Consider the following 20,690-nt stretch of genomic DNA (forward strand, 5'->3'; position numbering starts at 1 on the left):
TCGCTAAAGAATTGGGGGTCTGAGAGGTGAATCAGTTGACTGGTCAACTTGTTCAGTACGGTCGTCACCGTCAGAGAAGAAGCTTTGCCCGTATCAGTGAGGTATTAGAGCTTCCGAATTTGATTGAAATTCAAACTGCTTCTTATGAGTGGTTCTTGCGTGAAGGATTGAAGGAAATGTTTACGGACATTTCACCGATTTCCGACTTCACAGGAAACCTCGTATTGGAGTTCATCGATTACTCGCTCAGTGAGCCGAAGTATTCAATCGATGAATCGAAGGAGCGCGACGTTACTTATTCTGCGCCACTTCGCGTAAAAGTACGTCTCCAAAACAAAGAGACAGGTGAGCTTAAGGAACAAGAAGTGTTCATGGGGGATTTCCCACTCATGACAGAATCGGGAACGTTTATCATTAATGGTGCAGAACGCGTCATCGTTTCCCAGCTTGTCCGTTCACCGAGCGTGTACTATAACGCTAAACTCGATAAAAACGGTAAACGTGGATTTGGCGCAACCGTCATCCCGAACCGTGGTGCCTGGCTCGAACTCGAGACAGATGCCAAAGATATCGTTTATGTTCGTATCGACCGTACCCGTAAAATCCCGGTAACGGTGTTGTTGCGTGCCCTCGGATTCGGTACGGACCAAGAGATTATCGACCTTCTCGGGGATGACGAATACCTTCGTAACACCCTTGAAAAAGATAATACAGAGTCTACAGAGAAAGCGTTGATCGAGATTTATGAGCGTCTCCGCCCTGGTGAACCACCAACGGTAGAAAATGCGAAATCACTTCTCGTGTCACGTTTCTTCGACCCGAAACGTTATGACTTAGCGAACGTCGGTCGCTACAAGATGAACAAAAAGCTTCATCTTAAGAACCGTTTGTTCGGTCAAAAATTGGCGGAAACGCTCGTGGACCCAGAAACAGGCGAAGTACTCGCTGAAGCTGGAACAGTCCTCGACCGCCGCAACTTAGATCGTATCCTCCCACACTTGGAGAGCGGCCTCGGTTATGTCGATGCGGAACCAACTGGTGGTGTCGCTGAAGGTGAGCCGTTCGGTCTTCAATCAATCAAAGTCATCTCACCAGATGACCCAGATGGAGAGCGTGTCTTGAACATCATCGGAAATGGCAATATCGACCGTAGTATCAAGCATATTACGCCGGCTGATATTATCGCTTCAATCAACTACTTCTTCAATTTACTTCACGAAGTCGGAACAACAGATGACATCGACCACTTAGGAAACCGTCGTCTTCGTTCAGTCGGAGAACTTCTCCAAAACCAATTCCGTATCGGGCTTTCTCGTATGGAACGTGTCGTAAAAGAACGTATGTCGATTCAAGATCAAAACGCGATCACACCGCAGGCGCTTATCAACATTCGCCCGGTTATCGCATCATTGAAAGAGTTCTTCGGTAGCTCGCAATTGTCACAGTTCATGGACCAGACGAACCCGCTCGCTGAGTTGACGCACAAACGTCGTCTCTCTGCACTTGGACCGGGTGGTTTGACACGTGAGCGTGCTGGTTTCGAAGTTCGAGACGTTCACTATTCGCACTACGGTCGGATGTGTCCAATCGAAACACCAGAGGGACCGAACATCGGACTCATCAACTCACTCTCGTCTTATGCGAAAGTGAACGAGTACGGTTTCATCGAAGCACCGTATCGTCGTGTTGACCCGGAAACAGGTCTTGTCACTGGCGATATCCAATATATGACGGCTGATGAGGAAGACCTCTATGTCGTCGCACAGGCGAACATGCCGCTCACAGAAGACGGTCACTTTGCAGACGAACAAGTTCTTTGCCGCTTCCGCGGACAAAACTTGTCAGTTGAGCCAAGCCGAGTCGATTACATGGACGTTTCGCCGAAACAGGTTGTTTCTGCCGCGACAGCATGTATCCCGTTCCTTGAGAACGATGACTCGAACCGTGCCCTCATGGGAGCGAACATGCAACGTCAAGCAGTACCGCTTCTCCAACCAGATTCACCGATCGTCGGTACTGGAATGGAGTACGTGTCTGCGAAAGACTCTGGGGCAGCAATCGTTGCGAAATACCCAGGTGTCGTTGAGCGTGTCACAGCGCGTGAAATCTTGATCCGCCGTACGTCTGACGTCAACGGTTCTGAGGTTTCAGGTGATTTAGACCGTTACAAACTTCAAAAATATGTCCGTTCTAACCAAGGGACATGCTACAACCAAAAACCAATCATCGCAGCTGGCGACCGTGTCGAAAAAGGAGAAATCCTTGCAGACGGTCCGTCGATGGATATGGGTGAGCTCGCGCTCGGCCGTAACGTCGTCGTTGCCTTCATGACTTGGGATGGTTACAACTATGAGGATGCGATCATCATGAGTGAGCGTCTCGTGAAAGATGACGTGTACACATCGATTCATATCGAAGAGTACGAGTCAGAGTCACGTGACACGAAACTCGGACCAGAGGAAATCACACGTGATATTCCAAACGTCGGAGATGACGCGCTTCGTAACTTGGACGATCGTGGAATTATCCGCATCGGAGCTGAAGTCAAGGATGGCGATATCCTCGTCGGTAAAGTAACGCCTAAGGGAGTTACGGAATTGACGGCGGAAGAGCGTCTCTTGCACGCAATCTTCGGTGAGAAGGCACGTGAAGTACGTGATACGTCACTTCGTGTACCAAACGGTGGAGACGGAATCATCTTGGATGTCAAAGTGTTCGACCGTGAAAACGGCGACGAGTTGTCTCCAGGCGTCAACCAGATGGTACGTGTCTACATCGTTCAAAAGCGTAAGATTCACGAAGGGGATAAGATGGCGGGACGTCACGGTAACAAAGGTGTTATCTCGCGGATCCTCCCTGAAGAAGATATGCCATACATGCCAGACGGTACGCCGGTTGACATCATGCTCAACCCGCTTGGGGTACCATCTCGTATGAACATCGGTCAGGTTCTTGAACTTCACTTAGGGATGGCGGCGAAGAAGCTCGGCATCAAAGTGGCGACACCTGTATTCGATGGAGCGCGTGAGGAAGACGTATGGGCAACGATTGAAGAGGCTGGTATGGATAAAGATGCGAAGACGCGTCTCTATGACGGTCGTACGGGTGAACCGTTCGATAACCGTGTCTCTGTCGGTGTCATGTACATGATCAAACTCGCGCACATGGTTGATGATAAACTTCACGCTCGTTCGACTGGACCATACTCACTCGTTACGCAACAACCGCTCGGTGGTAAAGCACAGTTCGGTGGTCAGCGCTTCGGGGAGATGGAAGTTTGGGCTCTTGAAGCGTACGGCGCAGCCTACACGCTCCAAGAAATCTTGACAATCAAGTCGGATGACACGGTTGGTCGTGTGAAAGCATACGAGGCCATCGTGAAAGGCGAGAGCGTTCCGAAAGCGGGCGTTCCTGAATCATTCCGCGTCTTGATCAAAGAGCTTCAAGCGCTCGGTATGGAAGTCAAGATGATGTCAGCGGATGATGAAGAAGTCGAAATGAAAGATGAAGATGACGACAACATCCCGAACGCAACATCGGCGTTAGAACAAGTCGTTCAACCGACTGTTACGGAAGAGGAATAAGGCGAAAAGGGAGGTCGGCCCCTTGGTAGATGTTAATCGATTTGAATATATGAAAATCGGCTTGGCTTCATCAGAGAAGATCCGTTCGTGGTCTTACGGTGAAGTCAAAAAGCCGGAAACGATCAACTATCGTACACTTAAACCAGAGAAGGACGGATTATTCTGTGAACGAATCTTCGGTCCTACGAAAGACTGGGAATGTTACTGCGGGAAGTACAAACGTATCCGTTATAAAGGAGTCATTTGTGACCGCTGTGGCGTTGAAGTGACGAAAGCGAAAGTGCGTCGCGAGCGAATGGGCCATATCGAGCTCGCGGCACCAGTTTCGCACATCTGGTACTTCAAAGGGATTCCAAGCCGCATGGGGCTTGTTCTCGATATGTCACCACGTGCACTTGAAGAAGTGATTTACTTCGCTTCTTACGTGGTTACAGAGCCAGGTGATACACCGCTCGAGAAGAAACAACTTCTCTCGGAAAAAGAATTCCGTCTCTATCGTGAAAAATACGGTAGTGACTTCAAAGCAGACATGGGTGCTGAAGCGATTCGTACACTCCTTCAAGATGTCAATCTTGAAAAAGAAGTAGGCGAGCTTCGTGAAGAGTTGAAAACTGTCCAAGGTCAACGTCGTACACGTGCGATCAAGCGTTTGGAAGTTCTCGATGCGTTCTTCACATCAGGGAACAATCCGGATTGGATGATCCTTGAAGTACTTCCTGTCATCCCACCAGAGCTTCGCCCAATGGTACAGCTCGACGGTGGACGCTTTGCAACATCTGACTTGAACGACTTGTATCGTCGAGTCATCAACCGTAACAACCGTCTCAAACGTTTGCTCGACCTCGGCGCGCCGAACATCATCGTGCAAAACGAGAAGCGTATGCTTCAAGAAGCGGTTGACGCCCTCATCGACAACGGTCGTCGTGGTCGTCCGGTAACAGGTCCTGGTAACCGTCCGCTCAAATCACTTTCACACATGTTGAAAGGGAAACAAGGTCGCTTCCGTCAAAACCTTCTTGGTAAACGGGTCGACTACTCAGGACGTTCGGTTATCGTCGTTGGACCGAACTTGAAGATGTATCAGTGTGGTCTTCCAAAAGAGATGGCACTTGAACTCTTCAAACCGTTCGTGATGAAAGAGCTTGTCGGTCGCGGCATCGCTTCGAACATCAAGAACGCAAAACGCAAAATCGAGAAGATGCAACCTGAAATCTGGGGCGTCCTTGAAGAAGTCATCCGTGAGCATCCGGTTCTCTTGAACCGTGCCCCGACACTTCACCGTCTTGGTATTCAAGCATTCGAACCGATTCTTGTTGAAGGTCGTGCGATTCGCCTTCACCCACTCGTATGTACGGCTTATAACGCCGACTTCGATGGTGACCAAATGGCCGTCCACGTTCCGCTTTCTGCAGAAGCACAAGCGGAAGCACGTCTTCTCATGCTCGCTGCACAGAACATCTTGAACCCGAAAGACGGAAAACCGGTTGTTACACCATCGCAGGATATGGTCCTCGGTAACTACTACATCTCACTCGAACGTGAAGATGCCGTCGGTCAAGGGAAAGTGTTCTCGAACGTCAACGAAGCGTTGATTGCTTACCAAAACGGATATGTCCACTTGCACTCGCGTGTGGCACTTCCGGCACGTACGCTCAACAACCCGACGTTCACAGACGAACAGAACGAGAAATTGCTCATTACGACTGTTGGTAAGATGATCTTCAACGAGATCTTGCCAAACACGTTCCCATACTTGAACGAGCCGACGATGGAAAACTTGCAGGAAGCAACTCCTGATAAGTACTTCATCGACAAAGGGGTGAACGTTGCGGAAGAAATCGCATCACGTCCAATTATCGACCCGTTCAAAAAAGGATTCCTTGGAAAAGTCATCGCGGAAGTGTTCCAGAAGTTTGAAACGACTGAAACAAGCCGCATGCTTGACCGCATGAAAGATCTCGGCTTCAAACACTCGACGAAAGCCGGTGTGACAGTTGGGATCGCCGACATCATCGTACTTCCGGATAAACAGGAAATCTTGGATGAGGCACAAAAACAAGTCGACCAAATCATGAAGTCGTTCCGTCGTGGTCTCATCACAGAAGATGAGCGTTACGAGCGCGTTGTACGTGCTTGGAACGAAGCGAAGGATGAAATTCAATCTCGATTGATGAAATCCCTCAACCGCTTGAACCCGATCTTCATGATGTCTGACTCTGGTGCCCGTGGTAACGCATCTAACTTTACGCAGCTTGCGGGTATGCGTGGTTTGATGGCCGCTCCATCTGGTCGCATCATCGAACTTCCAATCAAATCGTCGTTCCGTGAAGGTCTGACGGTTCAAGAGTACTTCATCTCGACTCACGGGGCTCGTAAAGGTCTTGCCGATACAGCCTTGAAGACAGCCGACTCAGGTTACTTGACGCGTCGTCTCGTTGACGTTGCGCAAGATGTCATCATTCGTGAAGAAGATTGTGGAACAGACCGCGGGATCCGTGTTTCTGCACTCCGCGAAGGTACGGAAGAAATCGAAAACTTGTACGACCGTCTCGTCGGACGTACATCGTTTGAAACAGTCACACACCCTGAAACGGGCGAAGTGTTGGTTGATAAGAACGAATTGATCACAGAAGACATCGCACGCGTCATCGTTGATGCAGGTGTCGAGCAAGTTGAAATCCGTACAGCCTTCACATGTAACACGTCACACGGCGTATGTAAGAAGTGTTACGGACGTAACTTGGCTACTGGATCAAACGTTGAAGTCGGGGAAGCCGTCGGTATCATCGCCGCACAATCAATCGGTGAACCAGGAACGCAGCTTACAATGCGTACCTTCCACACAGGTGGGGTTGCCGGAGACGATATCACACAAGGTCTTCCACGTATCCAAGAGGTATTCGAAGCCCGTAACCCGAAAGGTCAAGCGGTCATCTCGGAAATCTCTGGTACGGTCATCGACTTCACGGAATCGCGTGACAAGCGTGAACTCACGGTCGAAGGATTCAGTGAAACACGTTCTTACACGATTCCATTCGGAGCGCGTCTCCGTGTTCAAATCGGCGATACAGTAGAAGCCGGTGAAGTCTTCACGGAAGGTTCGATCGATCCGAAAGAATTGCTCGCCGTCCGTGGTGTATCTGGTGTTCAGAACTATCTTCTCCAAGAAGTTCAAAAAGTATACCGGATGCAAGGGGTAGAAATTGGTGATAAGCACGTTGAGGTTATGGTTCGCCAAATGCTTCGTCGTGTCAAAGTCATCGAGTCTGGTGACACACCACTTCTCCCAGGTTCACTTGTCGACATCAGCGTCTTCAAAGAAGCGTGTAAAGATGCGATTCGTGACGGAAAACACCCAGCGACTGCAAAACCAGTCCTTCTCGGGATCACAAAAGCATCGCTTGAGACAGATTCGTTCCTCTCAGCGGCTTCGTTCCAAGAAACGACTCGTGTCTTGACAGATGCGGCAATCAAAGGGAAACGCGACTATCTCCTCGGACTCAAAGAGAACGTCATCATCGGTAAACTCGTTCCAGCTGGTACTGGAATGGCTGTCTACCGCGATGTCGAACTTAAAGAAGATGAGGCGCCAGTTGCACTCGAAGATACAACCGTCGAGTAAAATACGTCTTGACAGCGCAGGTTGGCGGTGCTACTATGATTTAGTGCCGCCAATCGGTTGTTGTCGATGACAACGATGTCCAGCAGTCGGCAAGCTACTTGGACGTCCATCCGAACTTTCTACGGGAAGGTTTGGCTGCTACAATTGCCACTTTCAAGGTATAACTCACGTTTTTGCGAGGTCATGGAATGCCTACGCCTCGTAAAAGCGTTTCGTTATGACCTTAAATGAACCACCCGGGTCGGTGGGACTAGAAAATAGCAACATTCAGGAAGGGAGGATCTTCAAAGATGCCTACTATTAACCAGTTAGTCCGTAAAGGACGTAAATCGAAAGTCGTTAAATCTGACTCTCCAGCACTTAACAAAGGTTACAACAGTTTCATCAAGTCACAAACAAACGTGAGCTCACCACAAAAACGTGGTGTTTGTACACGTGTTGGTACAATGACTCCGAAGAAACCGAACTCGGCGCTTCGTAAGTATGCTCGTGTTCGTTTGACTAACCAAATCGAAGTGACTGCGTACATTCCAGGTATTGGCCACAACCTTCAAGAGCACAGCGTTGTTCTTATCCGTGGAGGACGTGTAAAAGACTTACCAGGGGTACGTTACCACATCGTTCGTGGTGCGCTTGACACTGCAGGTGTTGATGGACGTATGCAAGGCCGTTCTAAATACGGTACGAAGCGTCCGAAAGCTGCGAAGAAGTAATTCTCGCCAACTAAAATACAATTGAAATTTTGAAAGGAGGGTACTCGGATGCGTAAAAACCGTGCAGAACGTCGTGACGTTATCGCAGATCCGATCTACAACTCGAAATTGGTAACTCGCCTCATTAACCGTGTCATGTTAGACGGTAAAAAAGGTACAGCTCAAACTATCATTTACAACGCATTTGGCCTCATCGCTGAACGCTCAGGCAAAGAGCCTATGGAAGTGTTCGAAGAAGCAATGAACAACATCATGCCTGTACTTGAAGTTAAAGCACGCCGTGTAGGTGGAGCTAACTACCAAGTTCCTGTTGAAGTTCGTCCAGAGCGCCGTACAACACTTGGTCTTCGTTACCTCGTGAACTACGCTCGTCTCCGCAACGAAAAAACGATGGAGCAACGTATCGCGAACGAAATCATGGATGCAGCCAACAACACTGGTGCGTCTGTTAAGAAACGCGAAGACATGCATAAGATGGCAGAAGCAAACAAAGCGTTTGCTCACTATCGTTGGTAATTTAATCGTAAAGTCCACTCCGCCAAGCATGGCTTAACGGAGTGGCTTTCGGGTATAATCATATCGTGTGCGCGCACACGAAAATCAAACATGCGGAAGGAGAATACCCAGTATGGCAAGAGAATTCTCCCTAAAGAATACTCGTAACATCGGGATCATGGCTCACATCGATGCCGGTAAAACGACAACAACTGAACGTATTCTTTATTACACAGGTCGTATCCACAAAATTGGTGAAACGCACGAAGGTGCTTCACAAATGGACTGGATGGAGCAGGAGCAAGAGCGTGGAATCACGATCACTTCAGCTGCGACAACTGCACAGTGGAATGGCCACCGTGTAAACATCATCGATACACCTGGACACGTAGACTTCACAGTAGAAGTTGAACGTTCACTCCGTGTACTTGATGGTGCTGTTGCTGTACTTGACGCTCAGTCAGGTGTAGAACCACAAACTGAAACTGTATGGCGTCAAGCGACGACATATGGTGTACCACGTGTCGTATTCGTCAACAAGATGGATAAAATCGGCGCAGACTTCTTGTACTCTGTGAAGACGCTCCACGATCGTCTTCAAGCGAACGCTTACGCGATCCAACTCCCAATCGGAGCAGAGGACGATTTCAAAGGGATTATCGATCTCGTTGAAATGAAGACTTACATGTACAACAACGACCTCGGTACTGACATCGAAGTAACAGATGGCTTCCCAGCTGACATGGCTGACCAAGCTGAAGAACTTCGCGGTCAATTGATCGAAGGTGTTGCTGACTTCAACGAAGAGTTGATGATGAAGTACCTTGAAGGTGAAGAGATTTCAATCGATGAATTGAAAGCTGCAATCCGTCAAGCGACACTTAGCGTTGAATTCTACCCTGTACTCGTTGGTTCTGCCTTCAAGAACAAAGGTGTTCAGCTCATGCTTAACGCCGTTGTTGATTACCTCCCATCACCAGTTGATGTTGAGTCAATCAAAGGGATCAACCTCGATACAGAAGAAGAAATCACGCGTGAGCCTTCTGACGAAGCTCCATTCTCAGCACTTGCGTTCAAAGTTATGACTGACCCTTACGTCGGTAAATTGACGTTCTTCCGCGTGTACTCTGGTACAGCTGAAGCGGGATCATACGTGAAGAACTCGACTAAAGGGAAGCGTGAGCGTCTCGGTCGTATCCTTCAAATGCACGCAAACAGCCGTGAAGAGATTCCAATGGTATACGCTGGTGACATCGCCGCTGCTGTTGGTTTCAAAGACACGACTACTGGTGACACGCTTTGCACAGAGAAAGATAACATCGTTCTCGAGTCAATGACGTTCCCAGAACCAGTTATCTCGGTTGCAATCGAGCCTAAATCGAAAGCAGACCAAGATAAGATGGGTCAAGCTCTTGCGAAACTCGCAGAAGAAGATCCAACATTCCGCACTGAAACAAACCCTGAGACTGGTCAAACGATCATCTCTGGTATGGGTGAGCTTCACCTTGATATCCTCGTTGACCGTATGCGTCGCGAATTCAAAGTAGAAGCTAACGTTGGTGCACCACAAGTTGCTTACCGTGAAACAATCCGTGGCGCTGCGAAGATCGATTCGAAATTCGTTCGTCAGTCTGGTGGACGCGGTCAGTACGGTCACGTTGTCGTAGAATTCGAGCCGAACGAAGAAGGCGCTGGATTCGAGTTCGAGAACAAGATCGTCGGTGGTGTTGTACCACGTGAATACGTCCCAGCTGTTCAAAACGGGATTGAAGAAGCTCTCGAAAACGGTATCCTCGCTGGTTACCCAGTAGTTGACGTTAAAGCTCGCCTCGTATTCGGATCGTACCACGATGTCGACTCGAACGAGATGGCGTTTAAAGTTGCTGCTTCGATGGCGGTTAAACAACTTAAGGACCAAGCGAAAGCTGTCATCCTTGAACCAATGATGCGTGTTGAAGTTGTTATCCCTGAAGAATACATGGGTGACATCATGGGTGACGTAACGTCACGCCGTGGACGCGTAGAAGGTATGGAAGCTCGCGGTAACGCACAAGTCGTTAAAGCGATGATTCCACTTTCAGAAATGTTCGGTTACGCAACATCACTTCGTTCACGTACACAAGGACGTGGAACGTACTCGATGCACTTCGATCACTACGAAGAAGTACCGAAATCAATTGCTGAAGAAATCGTCAAAAAAGCGAACGGCTAATAACGGTTGTATCGCTAGATTGATTGTTGTAAGCTAAGGAGGACGTATGTTAAAAGTAACCTACGTCTTCCTAGTTAAATAAAAAACTAATCGTTTAATAGAGGAGGAATCTAGAATGGGTAAAGAAAAATTCGACCGTTCTAAACCGCACGTTAACGTTGGTACAATCGGCCACGTCGACCACGGTAAAACAACTTTGACTGCAGCAATCTCTGCTGTACTTTCACGTGCACAAGGTAAAACAGCTACTAAGTTTGACCAAATCGATGGTGCTCCAGAAGAGCGCGAGCGCGGTATCACAATCGCAACAGCTCACATCGAGTACGAAACTGACAAGCGTCACTACGCACACGTTGACTGCCCAGGACACGCTGACTATGTTAAAAACATGATCACTGGTGCTGCTCAAATGGACGGCGCGATCCTCGTTGTATCTGCAACAGATGGCCCAATGCCACAAACACGTGAGCACATCCTTCTTTCACGTCAAGTAGGTGTTCCTTACATCGTAGTCTTCATGAACAAAGTTGACATGGTAGACGACGAAGAGCTCCTCGAACTCGTTGAAATGGAAATCCGTGAACTTCTTTCTGAATACGACTTCCCAGGCGACGACCTCCCTGTAATCAAAGGTTCTGCACTTGGCGCACTTAACGGTGAAGCTCAGTGGGAAGAAAAAGTTATGGAACTCATGAACGCTGTTGATGAGTACATCCCAGAACCAGTTCGTGACACAGACAAAGACTTCATGATGCCTGTTGAGGACGTATTCTCAATCACTGGTCGTGGTACTGTAGCGACTGGTCGTGTTGAGCGTGGTGTTCTCCGCGTCAACGACGAGATCGAAATCGTTGGTCTTACAGAAGAAACTAAGAAAACTGTATGTACTGGTGTAGAGATGTTCCGTAAGCTTCTTGACTATGCTGAAGCTGGCGACAACATCGGTGCACTTCTCCGTGGTGTATCACGTGACGACATCGAGCGTGGACAAGTACTTGCTAAGCCAGGTTCAATCACACCACACTCAAAATTCAAAGCATCAATCTACGTTCTTTCTAAAGAAGAGGGTGGCCGTCACACGCCATTCTTCGCGAACTACCGCCCGCAGTTCTACTTCCGTACAACTGACGTAACAGGTATCGTTCACCTTCCAGAAGGTACTGAAATGGTAATGCCAGGAGACAACATCGAGTTGACGATCGAATTGATTTCTACAATCGCGATCGAAGACGGTACACGTTTCTCTATCCGTGAGGGTGGCCGTACTGTAGGTGCTGGTTCAGTAACAGAAATCATCGAGTAATCGATTGATTCAACTGAACAACTTCAAGCAGTCCGCAATATGCGGGCTGCTTTTTTGTGTTTCTGGATGAGCGTGGTAAGATGAAGCATACGAGAAAGGAGTGACGTCATGTTGAAACAATTAGAGACGATTTGTCGTTTGAATGGAATCGCATATCGTATCGGTGGTTCGCAACTATTAAAGCATCATGGCATTGTCGACGAAACGAATGACATTGATGTTTTCGTAGAGCCCGATCAGTTTGAACGGTTAGACCAGATCTTGAGTCGTGCCGGAGAGAAACAATCGACTGAACCACATGAGGCATACTTGACGACTTACTTTGGGGAGTATGTTTTCGAGGGAACCGACGTGGATGTCATGTCCAGTTTTCGCATGAAGTGTACCGACGGCATCTATACACATCCTTATATAGAAGCAGAAGGGAACTGGATGCACCTCGAAGAATGGATTGTCCTTTATACAGTCATCGGTAGAGAGGATAAATTAACGCGTCTGGCTCGCTATTTTGAGACACACGATATAAATGAAGGGATTGTTCATGCATGTTTAAGAAGAGCCCCACAATCGGTCGTAGAAGGGGTAACGGAGCGATTTGGAGAGATGATGAAACGCTAGGTCGAGTTGACATGGGACTTCGTTTGAAAAATAGTTCAATAAAAGAATGAATTTTCTCTTGCAAAAGCTCGCGAATCTTGTTACATTAGGGAACGTTGAGCAACTCATCAGACAACCAGCAACTTCAAAAATCTAATCTTGCATTCCATGACCAGATTAGATATAATGATTAAGTGTTTGTGCGAGTGGTGAGAGACTTTACAGCAGAAAATGGGTCCAATCGTTGATTTGCAATGATCGGATGCCTCTGCTGACACAAGCACGCTGCGTTGAAGCGGGAGGTTATGACACGCCAGGCAGCATTGCCATGGCCGGTGTGGAAATTTCCGCGGAGAATTGTCTATTTTTAAAATAGGCGACAAAGGAGGGAAACAAACATGGCAAATGAAAAAATTCGTATTCGTTTAAAAGCATATGACCATCGCGTTCTCGATCAATCAGCTGAGAAGATCGTTGACACTGCGAAGCGTTCAGGTGCAAAGGTATCGGGTCCAATCCCGCTCCCAACTGAAAAATCGGTTTACACGATCCTTCGTGCGGTTCACAAGTACAAAGATGCTCGTGAGCAGTTCGAAATGCGTACACACAAACGCTTGATCGACATCGTAAACCCAACACCGAAAACAGTCGATTCGCTTATGCGTCTCGAGTTACCATCAGGTGTAGACATCGAAATCAAACTTTAATTCTTCATATAGTAGATACTAGCCAGAAGAGACAATTAATTATTTAACAGGAGGTGTATCTCATGGCTAAAGGAATCTTAGGAACAAAACTTGGTATGACTCAAATCTTCAACGAAGCAGGCGAAGTTGTACCGGTAACAGTAGTTGCTGTAGAAGGTAACGTCGTTCTTCAACTTAAAACAGTTGATACAGACGGTTACGAAGCAGTTCAACTTGGTTTCGGAGACATCAAAGAATCACGTCAAAACAAACCATCAAAAGGTCACGCTGCGAAAGCAAACGCGACACCTAAGCGCTTCATCAAAGAAGTTCGTACTTCAGTAGAAGGATACGAAATCGGTCAAGAGATTAAGGCAGACATTTTCGCTGCAGGTGAATTAGTAGACGTTACAGGTACATCGAAAGGTAAAGGATTCCAAGGTGCGATCAAGCGTCACGGACAATCACGTGGACCAATGGCCCACGGTTCGCGCTACCACCGTCGTCCTGGTTCGATGGGTCCTGTCGCTCCTAACCGCGTATTCAAAGGGAAACTTCTTCCTGGTCAAATGGGTGGAGAGCGTAAAACAATTCAAAACCTTGAAATCGTTAAAGTTGATGTGGAACGCGGCCTTCTCCTCGTGAAAGGTGCTATCCCAGGCGCTCGTAAATCGAACGTCATCATCAAAACAGCGGTAAAAGGTAACTAATTAACTGCACGGAAAGGAGGAATTACGAATGCCTAAAGTAGCTTTGCTTAACCAAACAGGTTCACAAGTTGGCGAAATCGAATTGGCAGAAGCCATCTTCGGAATCGAGCCAAACGAATCAGTACTTTACGACGCAATCGTCATGCAACAAGCATCACGCCGTCAAGGTACTCACGATACGAAAGGTCGCTCGGAAGTACGCGGTGGCGGCCGTAAACCATGGAAACAAAAGGGAACTGGTCGTGCGCGCCAAGGTTCTATCCGCTCACCACAATGGGTTGGTGGTGGTACAGTCTTCGGTCCAACACCACGTTCATACTCTTACAAACTTCCTAAGAAGGTTCGTCGTTTAGCACTTCTCTCGGCTCTTTCGTCGAAAGTACAAAACAACGAAATCATCGTCCTCGAAGGCCTTGCTTTCGATGCACCAAAAACAAAAGATATGGCTGCTGTACTCAACAGCTTATCAGTAGAACGTAAGGCTCTTGTAGTCACAGCGGACTACAATGAGACTATCGCTCTCGCAGCTCGTAACATCCCAGGAGTGACTGTGATCGACGCAGCAGGCGTAAACGTTCTTGACCTCGTTGCTAACGACAAAGTCATCTTCACTAAAGATGCGGTTGCGAAGGTAGAGGAGGTGCTTGCATAATGGCTCAAGCATACGATATCATCAAACGTCCGATCATCACTGAGCGTTCAGTTAGCCTCATGGAAGCTAACAAATACGTTTTCGAAATCGACGTAAAAGCGACTAAATCGCAAGTGAAACACGCTATCGAAACAATCTTCAATGTGAAAGTTGCTTCGGTAAACACAATGAACTACAAACCGAAAGCGAAACGTGTCGGTCGTCACGCTGGTTACACAGCTCGCCGCAAAAAAGCGATCGTAACTCTTGCAGAAGGCAACACAATCGACTTCCTCGGTTAATTAACTACCTTAGAAGAAAAGGAGGGAATCCTCGATGGCAATCAAAAAGTTTAAGCCGACCACTAACGGTCGTCGTAACATGACATCTCTCGACTTTGCAGAGATCACAACGAATCGCCCTGAAAAATCGTTAACTGAAAAGCTTTCGAAAAAAGGCGGACGTAACAACCAAGGTCGCTTGACTGTTCGTCACCAAGGTGGCGGTCACAAGCGTAAATACCGTATCATCGATTTCAAACGTAACAAAGATGGCGTTGCAGGACGCGTAGCAACGATCGAATACGATCCAAACCGTTCAGCAAACATCGCACTCATCAACTATGTAGATGGTGAGAAACGTTACATCCTCGCTCCTAAGGGCATCAAAGTAGGCATGGAAATCATGTCTGGTCCTGAAGCGGATATCAAAGTGGGGAACGCTCTTCCACTCGTAAACATCCCTGTCGGTACAACAATCCACAACATCGAGCTTAAGCCTGGTAAAGGCGGTCAGCTTGTTCGTGCGGCTGGTGCATCGGCACAAATCCAAGGACGTGACGGCAAGTACGTCATCGTTCGTCTTCAATCAGGTGAATCACGCTTGTTCCTCGGCACTTGCCGCGCGACAATCGGTTCAGTTGGTAACGAAGAACACGAACTCGTAAACATCGGTAAAGCAGGACGTTCACGTTGGTTAGGCAAACGCCCAACAGTACGTGGTTCTGTCATGAACCCGGTTGATCACCCACACGGTGGTGGTGAAGGTCGTGCGCCAATCGGTCGTTCGGGCCCACTTACTCCTTGGGGTAAACCAGCTCTTGGTCTTAAGACTCGTAAGAAAAACAAATCGAGCGACATGTACATCCTTCGTCGCCGTAAGAAATAATTACTACATGATTCTCGGGCGGTTCGAAAGGGCCGTTCCCGAATCATTCCAAAGGGAGGTTCTAACATGGGTCGCAGCTTGAAAAAAGGTCCATTCGCAGATCACCACTTGCTCGCTAAAGTTGACAAACTCAACGAATCTGGTGAGAAGCAAGTCATCAAAACTTGGTCACGTCGCTCGACGATCTTCCCAGAATTCATGGGTCACACGTTCGGTGTGCACGATGGTCGTAAACACGTACCAGTATTCGTGACAGAAGACATGGTTGGTCACAAACTTGGTGAATTCGCTCCAACACGCACGTACAAAGGTCACGGATCAGACAAGAAAACGAAACGGTAATTTGAGGGGAGGTCAAATCCATGCAAGCTAAAGCATCAGCTAATATGGTCCGTCTTGCTCCTCGCAAAGCACGTCTCGTTGTAGACTTAATTCGCGGGAAACAAGTCGGCGAAGCGCTCTCTGTCCTTGCTCACACGAACAAGGCAGCATCGCCAGTCGTTGAAAAAGTATTAAAATCAGCGATTGCTAACGCAGAGCACAACTACGATATGAACATTGAGAACCTCGTTGTAACAGAAGCTTACGTAAACGAAGGTCCAACACTCAAACGCTTCCGCCCACGTGCGATGGGTCGCGCAAGCCGTATTAACAAACGCACAAGCCACATCCACATCGTGGTAACTGAGAAATAAGGAGGGATATGTAGTGGGTCAAAAGGTAAATCCGCACGGTCTTCGCGTTGGTGTTATCAAAGACTGGGATTCGCGTTGGTACGCTGAGAAAGACTACGCTGATCTCCTTCATGAAGACTTCGTTATTCGTGAATACATCGAAAACAAAATGAAGGATGCTAGTGTTTCTAAAGTTGAAATCGAACGCGCTGCAAACCGCGTGAACATTTCGCTTCACACTGCGAAGCCAGGTATGGTAATCGGTAAAGGTGGTTCTGAAATCGAATCACTCCGTAAACACATTACAAAAATCGCTGACGGAAAACGCGTTCACATCAACGTTGTTGAAGTGAAAAACGCTGACGCTGTTGCGAAGCTTGTAGCAGAAAACATTGCTCGTCAATTGGAAGGTCGCGTATCATTCCGTCGTGCAATGAAACAATCAATTCAACGTTCGATGCGCACTGGCATCAAAGGGATCAAAACAGAAGTTTCTGGTCGTCTTGGTGGCGCTGATATCGCTCGTTCAGAGAAATACTCGGAAGGAACAGTTCCACTTCACACACTCCGTGCCGATATCGACTACGGAACAGCTGAAGCTGACACAACTTACGGTAAAATCGGCGTAAAAGTTTGGTTATACCACGGTGAAGTTCTTCCAACAAAAAACAACACAGCGAAAAACGCTGAATAATAAACACTCTTTCAGGAAGGAGGCAACACACTATGTTGTTACCTAAACGCGTGAAATATCGTCGTGTACACCGTGGTAAAATGCGCGGGAATGCTAAACGCGGCACAACTGTACACTTCGGTGAGTTCGGTCTCCAAGCTCTCGAAGCGAGCTGGATTACAAACCGTCAAATCGAATCAGCACGTATTGCAATGACACGTTATATGAAACGTGGTGGTAAAGTGTGGATCAAGATCTTCCCACACAAGCCGTACACTAAAAAGCCTCTCGAAGTCCGAATGGGTTCGGGTAAAGGTGCTCCAGAAGGCTGGGTAGCTGTAGTTAAGCCTGGCAAAGTAATGTTCGAAATCGCAGGTGTATCTGAGGAAGTGGCACGTGAGGCACTTCGTCTTGCATCGCACAAACTTCCAGTAAAATGTAAGTTCGTGAAACGTGAAGAAAATGGTGGTGATACGAATGAAAGCAACTGATCTCCGTCAATCAACAACTGAAGAGCTCAACGGTAAAGTGGGCGAGTGGAAAGAAGAACTCTTTAACCTTCGCTTCCAACTTGCTACAGGTCAGCTTGAGAATCCTGCTCGTATCCGTGAAGTACGCAAGTCGATTGCGCGTGCTAAAACGATTCTTCGTGAACGCGAACTCGGCATCAACAACGGCTAATTACATCGGATTCTTGAGAGGAGGTAACACTCATGGAACGCAACAACCGTAAAGTGTTCACTGGTCGCGTCGTGTCTGACAAAATGGACAAAACGATCGTCGTCGCAGTAGAAACAAAGGTTCGTCATAAACTTTATGGCAAACGTGTAAACTACACGAAGAAATATAAAGCACACGATGAGAACAACGTCGCTAAAGTGGGCGATATCGTTCGCATCGCGGAAACACGTCCTCTTTCTAAAGACAAACGTTTCCGTCTTGTAACAGTAGTAGAAGAATCAGTAATCATCTAATAACAGTTCGGATTTATTAAACATCCGGAGGGAGGTACACTCGCATGATTCAACAAGAATCTCGCTTGAAAGTAGCAGACAACTCTGGCGCGCGTGAACTGTTGACAATTAAAGTCCTCGGTGGTTCTGGTCGTAAGACTGCAAACATCGGTGACGTTATCGTCGCTACGGTAAAACAAGCAACACCAGGTGGCGTTGTTAAAAAAGGTGACGTTGTCAGAGCAGTTGTCGTTCGTACAAAACGCGGCGCTCGTCGTAAAGATGGTTCGTACATCCGTTTCGATGAGAACGCAGCAGTCATTATCAAAGATGACAAGAGCCCACGCGGCACACGGATCTTCGGGCCAGTTGCACGTGAACTTCGTGAAAAAGAATTCATGAAGATCGTTTCGTTGGCACCGGAAGTACTTTAATTTCCAATTTCAATCCTATAAGGAGGTGCGCAAACGATGCATGTTAAAAAAGGCGATACAGTCCAGGTAATGTCTGGTAAAGATAAAGGCAAGCAAGGGGTTATCCTCAAAGCTATGCCAAGCAAAAACCGCGTAGTGGTTGAAGGCGTAAACGTGATGAAAAAACACTCAAAACCTTCACAAGCGAATCCACAAGGCGGGATCCTTGAGATCGAAGCACCAATTCACGTCTCGAACGTAATGCCACTCGACCCTAAAACTGGCAAACCAACTCGTGTTGGTTTCAAAGTAGTCGATGGTAAAAAAGTTCGTGTCGCGAAATCGGGCGAATCACTCGATAAATAAGAAGAACGTGACGAAAGGAGGTCCATTCGACTATGAACCGTTTGCAAGAGAAGTATAAAAGCGACATCGTGAAAGCGATGATGGATAAATTCAACTATGACTCGGTCATGCAAGTACCGAAAATCGAAAAGATCGTCATCAACATGGGTGTAGGTGATGCTGTTTCGAACTCGAAAGCACTTGACATGGCAGTTGAAGAATTAACAATTCTTTCAGGTCAAAAACCACTCGTAACGAAAGCGAAGAAATCAATCGCTGGTTTCAAGCTTCGTGAAGGTATGCCAATCGGTGCGAAGGTTACACTTCGTGGCGAGCGTATGTACGATTTCCTCGACAAATTGGTAACTGTTTCACTTCCACGTGTACGTGACTTCCGCGGTGTATCGAAGAAAGCATTCGACGGACGCGGTAACTACACGCTTGGCGTGAAAGAGCAACTTATTTTCCCTGAGATCGATTACGATAAAGTATCTAAAGTACGCGGTATGGACATCGTTGTTGTTACAACAGCAAACACAGACGAAGAAGCACGTGAATTGCTCACACTTCTCGGTATGCCATTCCAAAAATAATCTAGAGGGAGGTCGACAACATGGCTAAAAAGTCAATGGTGAATCGCGAACTTAAACGCGAGAAACTCGTTGCCCAGTACGCTGAAAAGCGTGCGAAGTTGAAAGCTGAAGGCGATTATATCGGACTCAGCAAATTGCCACGTAACTCGTCACCTGTACGCTTGCACAACCGTTGCAGCATCACAGGTCGTCCGCATGGTTACATGGGTAAATTCGGGATCAGCCGTATCAAGTTCCGTGATCTTGCATACAAAGGTCAAATCCCTGGTGTTAAAAAAGCAAGCTGGTAATCCACTAACAGTGTGAAAGGAGGTACATCGCATGGTAATGACAGACCCTATTGCAGATATGCTTACACGTATCCGTAACGCTAACATGGTTCGCCATGAAAAAATGGAGCTTCCAGCTTCGAACATTAAACGTGAGATCGCTGAAATCCTTAAGCGTGAAGGTTTCATTCGCGATGTTGAATATATCGAGGACGCTAAACAAGGTACACTTCGTCTTTTCCTTAAATATGGAGCAAGCAACGAACGTGTAATCACTGGTCTCAAACGTATTTCGAAACCAGGTCTTCGCGTATACGCAAAAGCTGATGAAGTGCCTAAAGTACTCGGAGGACTCGGGATCGCAGTTCTTTCGACATCTAAAGGTCTTATGACTGATAAAGAAGCTCGCCAACAACAAGTCGGCGGCGAAGTGCTCGCCTACATCTGGTAAGTCACTTTTCTAACAAGAACGGAGGTGTAATCAATGTCACGTATTGGTAAAAAACCAGTTACGATTCCTGCTGGCGTTACTGTAACAGTTGCTAATGACAACACGGTCACAGTAAAAGGTGCTAAAGGTGAACTTTCGCTTTCAGCTAACCCGGCATTGGAAATCAAAGTTGAAGAGAACGAATTGACGGTTGTTCGTCCAGACGAATCGAAAGAAAGCCGCACAATTCACGGTACGACACGTGCCCTTATTGCCAACATGGTACAAGGTGTGTCGAACGGATTCCAAAAAACACTTGAGATCTCGGGGGTTGGTTACCGTGCTACGAAGCAAGGTAACAAACTCGTCCTCAACCTCGGCTACTCGCACCCAATCGAGTACGTTGCTGAGGAAGGTATCGAAATCGAAGTTCCTTCAAACACGCAAATCATCGTAAAAGGGATTAACAAAGAGCGCGTCGGTCACGTTGCTGCTCAAATCCGCTCGTACCGTGCTCCAGAACCTTACAAAGGTAAAGGTGTTCGTTACTCTGATGAACGTATTCGCCGTAAAGAAGGTAAGACTGGTAAGTAATTCGTCACGAAATGAACGGAAAGGAG

General features: G+C 47.5%; 24 protein-coding genes. All 24 read left to right on the plus strand.

Going from position 1 to position 20,690, the window contains the following annotated elements; genetic code table 11:
* Positions 1 to 35 precede the first annotated feature (35 nt).
* The 24 genes from rpoB (at position 36) to rplF (ending at position 20,664) form a co-directional block, all read left to right on the plus strand.
* Positions 36 to 3,584, plus strand: coding sequence for a DNA-directed RNA polymerase subunit beta (rpoB, locus tag PJK55_RS13990; RefSeq protein ID WP_214697140.1), 3,549 nt, complete (start codon positions 36 to 38; stop codon positions 3,582 to 3,584).
* Positions 3,585 to 3,606: 22 nt separating this feature from the next.
* The gene (rpoC, locus tag PJK55_RS13995) at positions 3,607 to 7,206 is read left to right on the plus strand and encodes a DNA-directed RNA polymerase subunit beta' (RefSeq protein ID WP_271306195.1); all 3,600 of its coding nucleotides are present in this window, start codon (positions 3,607 to 3,609) and stop codon (positions 7,204 to 7,206) included.
* A 290-nt stretch (positions 7,207 to 7,496) separates the two neighbouring features.
* The gene (rpsL, locus tag PJK55_RS14000) at positions 7,497 to 7,919 is read left to right on the plus strand and encodes a 30S ribosomal protein S12 (RefSeq protein WP_012727683.1); all 423 of its coding nucleotides are present in this window, start codon (positions 7,497 to 7,499) and stop codon (positions 7,917 to 7,919) included.
* Positions 7,920 to 7,967: 48 nt separating this feature from the next.
* Positions 7,968 to 8,435: a 30S ribosomal protein S7 gene (gene rpsG, locus PJK55_RS14005; protein WP_021066600.1), complete on the plus strand. Its 468-nt coding sequence runs from the start codon at positions 7,968 to 7,970 to the stop codon at positions 8,433 to 8,435.
* 112 nt (positions 8,436 to 8,547) lie between these two features.
* Complete coding sequence (fusA, locus tag PJK55_RS14010) at positions 8,548 to 10,626, plus strand: elongation factor G (protein ID WP_214697122.1); 2,079 nt, start codon at positions 8,548 to 8,550, stop codon at positions 10,624 to 10,626.
* Between the two features lie 115 nt (positions 10,627 to 10,741).
* Positions 10,742 to 11,929 (plus strand): elongation factor Tu, encoded by a 1,188-nt coding sequence (gene tuf / locus PJK55_RS14015; protein WP_214697124.1) that lies wholly within the window; start codon positions 10,742 to 10,744, stop codon positions 11,927 to 11,929.
* 108 nt (positions 11,930 to 12,037) lie between these two features.
* Positions 12,038 to 12,547, plus strand: a complete 510-nt coding sequence (locus tag PJK55_RS14020; RefSeq protein WP_214786176.1) for a hypothetical protein — start codon at positions 12,038 to 12,040, stop codon at positions 12,545 to 12,547.
* Between the two features lie 377 nt (positions 12,548 to 12,924).
* Positions 12,925 to 13,233, plus strand: coding sequence for a 30S ribosomal protein S10 (gene rpsJ / locus PJK55_RS14025; RefSeq protein WP_074032438.1), 309 nt, complete (start codon positions 12,925 to 12,927; stop codon positions 13,231 to 13,233).
* A gap of 62 nt (positions 13,234 to 13,295) precedes the next feature.
* Positions 13,296 to 13,922, plus strand: a complete 627-nt coding sequence (gene rplC, locus PJK55_RS14030) for a 50S ribosomal protein L3 (protein ID WP_026824832.1) — start codon at positions 13,296 to 13,298, stop codon at positions 13,920 to 13,922.
* Between the two features lie 28 nt (positions 13,923 to 13,950).
* Positions 13,951 to 14,574: a 50S ribosomal protein L4 gene (rplD, locus tag PJK55_RS14035; RefSeq protein ID WP_012727676.1), complete on the plus strand. Its 624-nt coding sequence runs from the start codon at positions 13,951 to 13,953 to the stop codon at positions 14,572 to 14,574.
* Positions 14,574 to 14,855, plus strand: coding sequence for a 50S ribosomal protein L23 (gene rplW, locus PJK55_RS14040; RefSeq protein WP_026824834.1), 282 nt, complete (start codon positions 14,574 to 14,576; stop codon positions 14,853 to 14,855). Before rplD ends, rplW begins: the two co-directional genes overlap by 1 nt.
* 34 nt (positions 14,856 to 14,889) lie before the next feature.
* On the plus strand, positions 14,890 to 15,720 hold the full coding sequence (gene rplB / locus PJK55_RS14045; protein WP_012727674.1) for a 50S ribosomal protein L2: 831 nt from the start codon (positions 14,890 to 14,892) through the stop codon (positions 15,718 to 15,720).
* Positions 15,721 to 15,786: 66 nt separating this feature from the next.
* Entirely contained in the window at positions 15,787 to 16,062 is a 276-nt protein-coding gene (gene rpsS, locus PJK55_RS14050; RefSeq protein WP_012727673.1) for a 30S ribosomal protein S19, read from the plus strand.
* A gap of 20 nt (positions 16,063 to 16,082) precedes the next feature.
* Entirely contained in the window at positions 16,083 to 16,415 is a 333-nt protein-coding gene (gene rplV, locus PJK55_RS14055; protein ID WP_012727672.1) for a 50S ribosomal protein L22, read from the plus strand.
* Between the two features lie 13 nt (positions 16,416 to 16,428).
* The gene (gene rpsC, locus PJK55_RS14060) at positions 16,429 to 17,088 is read left to right on the plus strand and encodes a 30S ribosomal protein S3 (protein WP_012727671.1); all 660 of its coding nucleotides are present in this window, start codon (positions 16,429 to 16,431) and stop codon (positions 17,086 to 17,088) included.
* A 32-nt stretch (positions 17,089 to 17,120) separates the two neighbouring features.
* Positions 17,121 to 17,558 (plus strand): 50S ribosomal protein L16, encoded by a 438-nt coding sequence (gene rplP, locus PJK55_RS14065; RefSeq protein WP_012727670.1) that lies wholly within the window; start codon positions 17,121 to 17,123, stop codon positions 17,556 to 17,558.
* Positions 17,545 to 17,748 (plus strand): 50S ribosomal protein L29, encoded by a 204-nt coding sequence (gene rpmC / locus PJK55_RS14070; RefSeq protein ID WP_012727669.1) that lies wholly within the window; start codon positions 17,545 to 17,547, stop codon positions 17,746 to 17,748. Before rplP ends, rpmC begins: the two co-directional genes overlap by 14 nt.
* Before the next feature lie 32 nt (positions 17,749 to 17,780).
* The gene (gene rpsQ / locus PJK55_RS14075; protein WP_012727668.1) at positions 17,781 to 18,041 is read left to right on the plus strand and encodes a 30S ribosomal protein S17; all 261 of its coding nucleotides are present in this window, start codon (positions 17,781 to 17,783) and stop codon (positions 18,039 to 18,041) included.
* 44 nt (positions 18,042 to 18,085) lie between these two features.
* A complete protein-coding gene (gene rplN / locus PJK55_RS14080; RefSeq protein WP_026824839.1) occupies positions 18,086 to 18,454 on the plus strand; it encodes a 50S ribosomal protein L14 in 369 nt (122 codons plus the stop codon).
* Between the two features lie 36 nt (positions 18,455 to 18,490).
* Complete coding sequence (rplX, locus tag PJK55_RS14085) at positions 18,491 to 18,799, plus strand: 50S ribosomal protein L24 (RefSeq protein WP_074032448.1); 309 nt, start codon at positions 18,491 to 18,493, stop codon at positions 18,797 to 18,799.
* Positions 18,800 to 18,831: 32 nt separating this feature from the next.
* A complete protein-coding gene (gene rplE / locus PJK55_RS14090; protein ID WP_012727665.1) occupies positions 18,832 to 19,371 on the plus strand; it encodes a 50S ribosomal protein L5 in 540 nt (179 codons plus the stop codon).
* Between the two features lie 20 nt (positions 19,372 to 19,391).
* Positions 19,392 to 19,661, plus strand: coding sequence for a 30S ribosomal protein S14 (gene rpsN / locus PJK55_RS14095; protein WP_012727664.1), 270 nt, complete (start codon positions 19,392 to 19,394; stop codon positions 19,659 to 19,661).
* Between the two features lie 31 nt (positions 19,662 to 19,692).
* The gene (gene rpsH, locus PJK55_RS14100; RefSeq protein WP_026824842.1) at positions 19,693 to 20,091 is read left to right on the plus strand and encodes a 30S ribosomal protein S8; all 399 of its coding nucleotides are present in this window, start codon (positions 19,693 to 19,695) and stop codon (positions 20,089 to 20,091) included.
* 33 nt (positions 20,092 to 20,124) lie between these two features.
* A complete protein-coding gene (gene rplF / locus PJK55_RS14105; RefSeq protein WP_012727662.1) occupies positions 20,125 to 20,664 on the plus strand; it encodes a 50S ribosomal protein L6 in 540 nt (179 codons plus the stop codon).
* The last annotated feature ends 26 nt before the right edge of the window (positions 20,665 to 20,690 follow it).

The organism is Exiguobacterium sp. MMG028 (assembly GCF_027947425.1).
GTDB classification, from domain to species: Bacteria; Bacillota; Bacilli; order Exiguobacteriales; family Exiguobacteriaceae; genus Exiguobacterium; species Exiguobacterium aestuarii_A.

Bases quoted from the DNA above. Each gene is read 5' to 3' on its own strand.
- PJK55_RS14020 (WP_214786176.1), top strand. From the start codon at position 12,038: ATGTTGAAACAATTAGAGACGATTTGTCGTTTGAATGGAATCGCATAT.
- rplE (WP_012727665.1), top strand. From the start codon at position 18,832: ATGAACCGTTTGCAAGAGAAGTATAAAAGCGACATCGTGAAAGCGATG.
- rplP (WP_012727670.1), top strand. From the start codon at position 17,121: ATGTTGTTACCTAAACGCGTGAAATATCGTCGTGTACACCGTGGTAAA.
- tuf (WP_214697124.1), top strand. From the start codon at position 10,742: ATGGGTAAAGAAAAATTCGACCGTTCTAAACCGCACGTTAACGTTGGT.
- rpsL (WP_012727683.1), top strand. From the start codon at position 7,497: ATGCCTACTATTAACCAGTTAGTCCGTAAAGGACGTAAATCGAAAGTC.
- rpsN (WP_012727664.1), top strand. From the start codon at position 19,392: ATGGCTAAAAAGTCAATGGTGAATCGCGAACTTAAACGCGAGAAACTC.
- fusA (WP_214697122.1), top strand. From the start codon at position 8,548: ATGGCAAGAGAATTCTCCCTAAAGAATACTCGTAACATCGGGATCATG.
- rplF (WP_012727662.1), top strand. From the start codon at position 20,125: ATGTCACGTATTGGTAAAAAACCAGTTACGATTCCTGCTGGCGTTACT.
- rpsH (WP_026824842.1), top strand. From the start codon at position 19,693: ATGGTAATGACAGACCCTATTGCAGATATGCTTACACGTATCCGTAAC.
- rplC (WP_026824832.1), top strand. From the start codon at position 13,296: ATGGCTAAAGGAATCTTAGGAACAAAACTTGGTATGACTCAAATCTTC.
- rpsG (WP_021066600.1), top strand. From the start codon at position 7,968: ATGCGTAAAAACCGTGCAGAACGTCGTGACGTTATCGCAGATCCGATC.
- rpsQ (WP_012727668.1), top strand. From the start codon at position 17,781: ATGGAACGCAACAACCGTAAAGTGTTCACTGGTCGCGTCGTGTCTGAC.
- rpsJ (WP_074032438.1), top strand. From the start codon at position 12,925: ATGGCAAATGAAAAAATTCGTATTCGTTTAAAAGCATATGACCATCGC.
- rplN (WP_026824839.1), top strand. From the start codon at position 18,086: ATGATTCAACAAGAATCTCGCTTGAAAGTAGCAGACAACTCTGGCGCG.
- rplV (WP_012727672.1), top strand. From the start codon at position 16,083: ATGCAAGCTAAAGCATCAGCTAATATGGTCCGTCTTGCTCCTCGCAAA.
- rplD (WP_012727676.1), top strand. From the start codon at position 13,951: ATGCCTAAAGTAGCTTTGCTTAACCAAACAGGTTCACAAGTTGGCGAA.
- rplB (WP_012727674.1), top strand. From the start codon at position 14,890: ATGGCAATCAAAAAGTTTAAGCCGACCACTAACGGTCGTCGTAACATG.
- rplX (WP_074032448.1), top strand. From the start codon at position 18,491: ATGCATGTTAAAAAAGGCGATACAGTCCAGGTAATGTCTGGTAAAGAT.
- rpsS (WP_012727673.1), top strand. From the start codon at position 15,787: ATGGGTCGCAGCTTGAAAAAAGGTCCATTCGCAGATCACCACTTGCTC.
- rplW (WP_026824834.1), top strand. From the start codon at position 14,574: ATGGCTCAAGCATACGATATCATCAAACGTCCGATCATCACTGAGCGT.
- rpmC (WP_012727669.1), top strand. From the start codon at position 17,545: ATGAAAGCAACTGATCTCCGTCAATCAACAACTGAAGAGCTCAACGGT.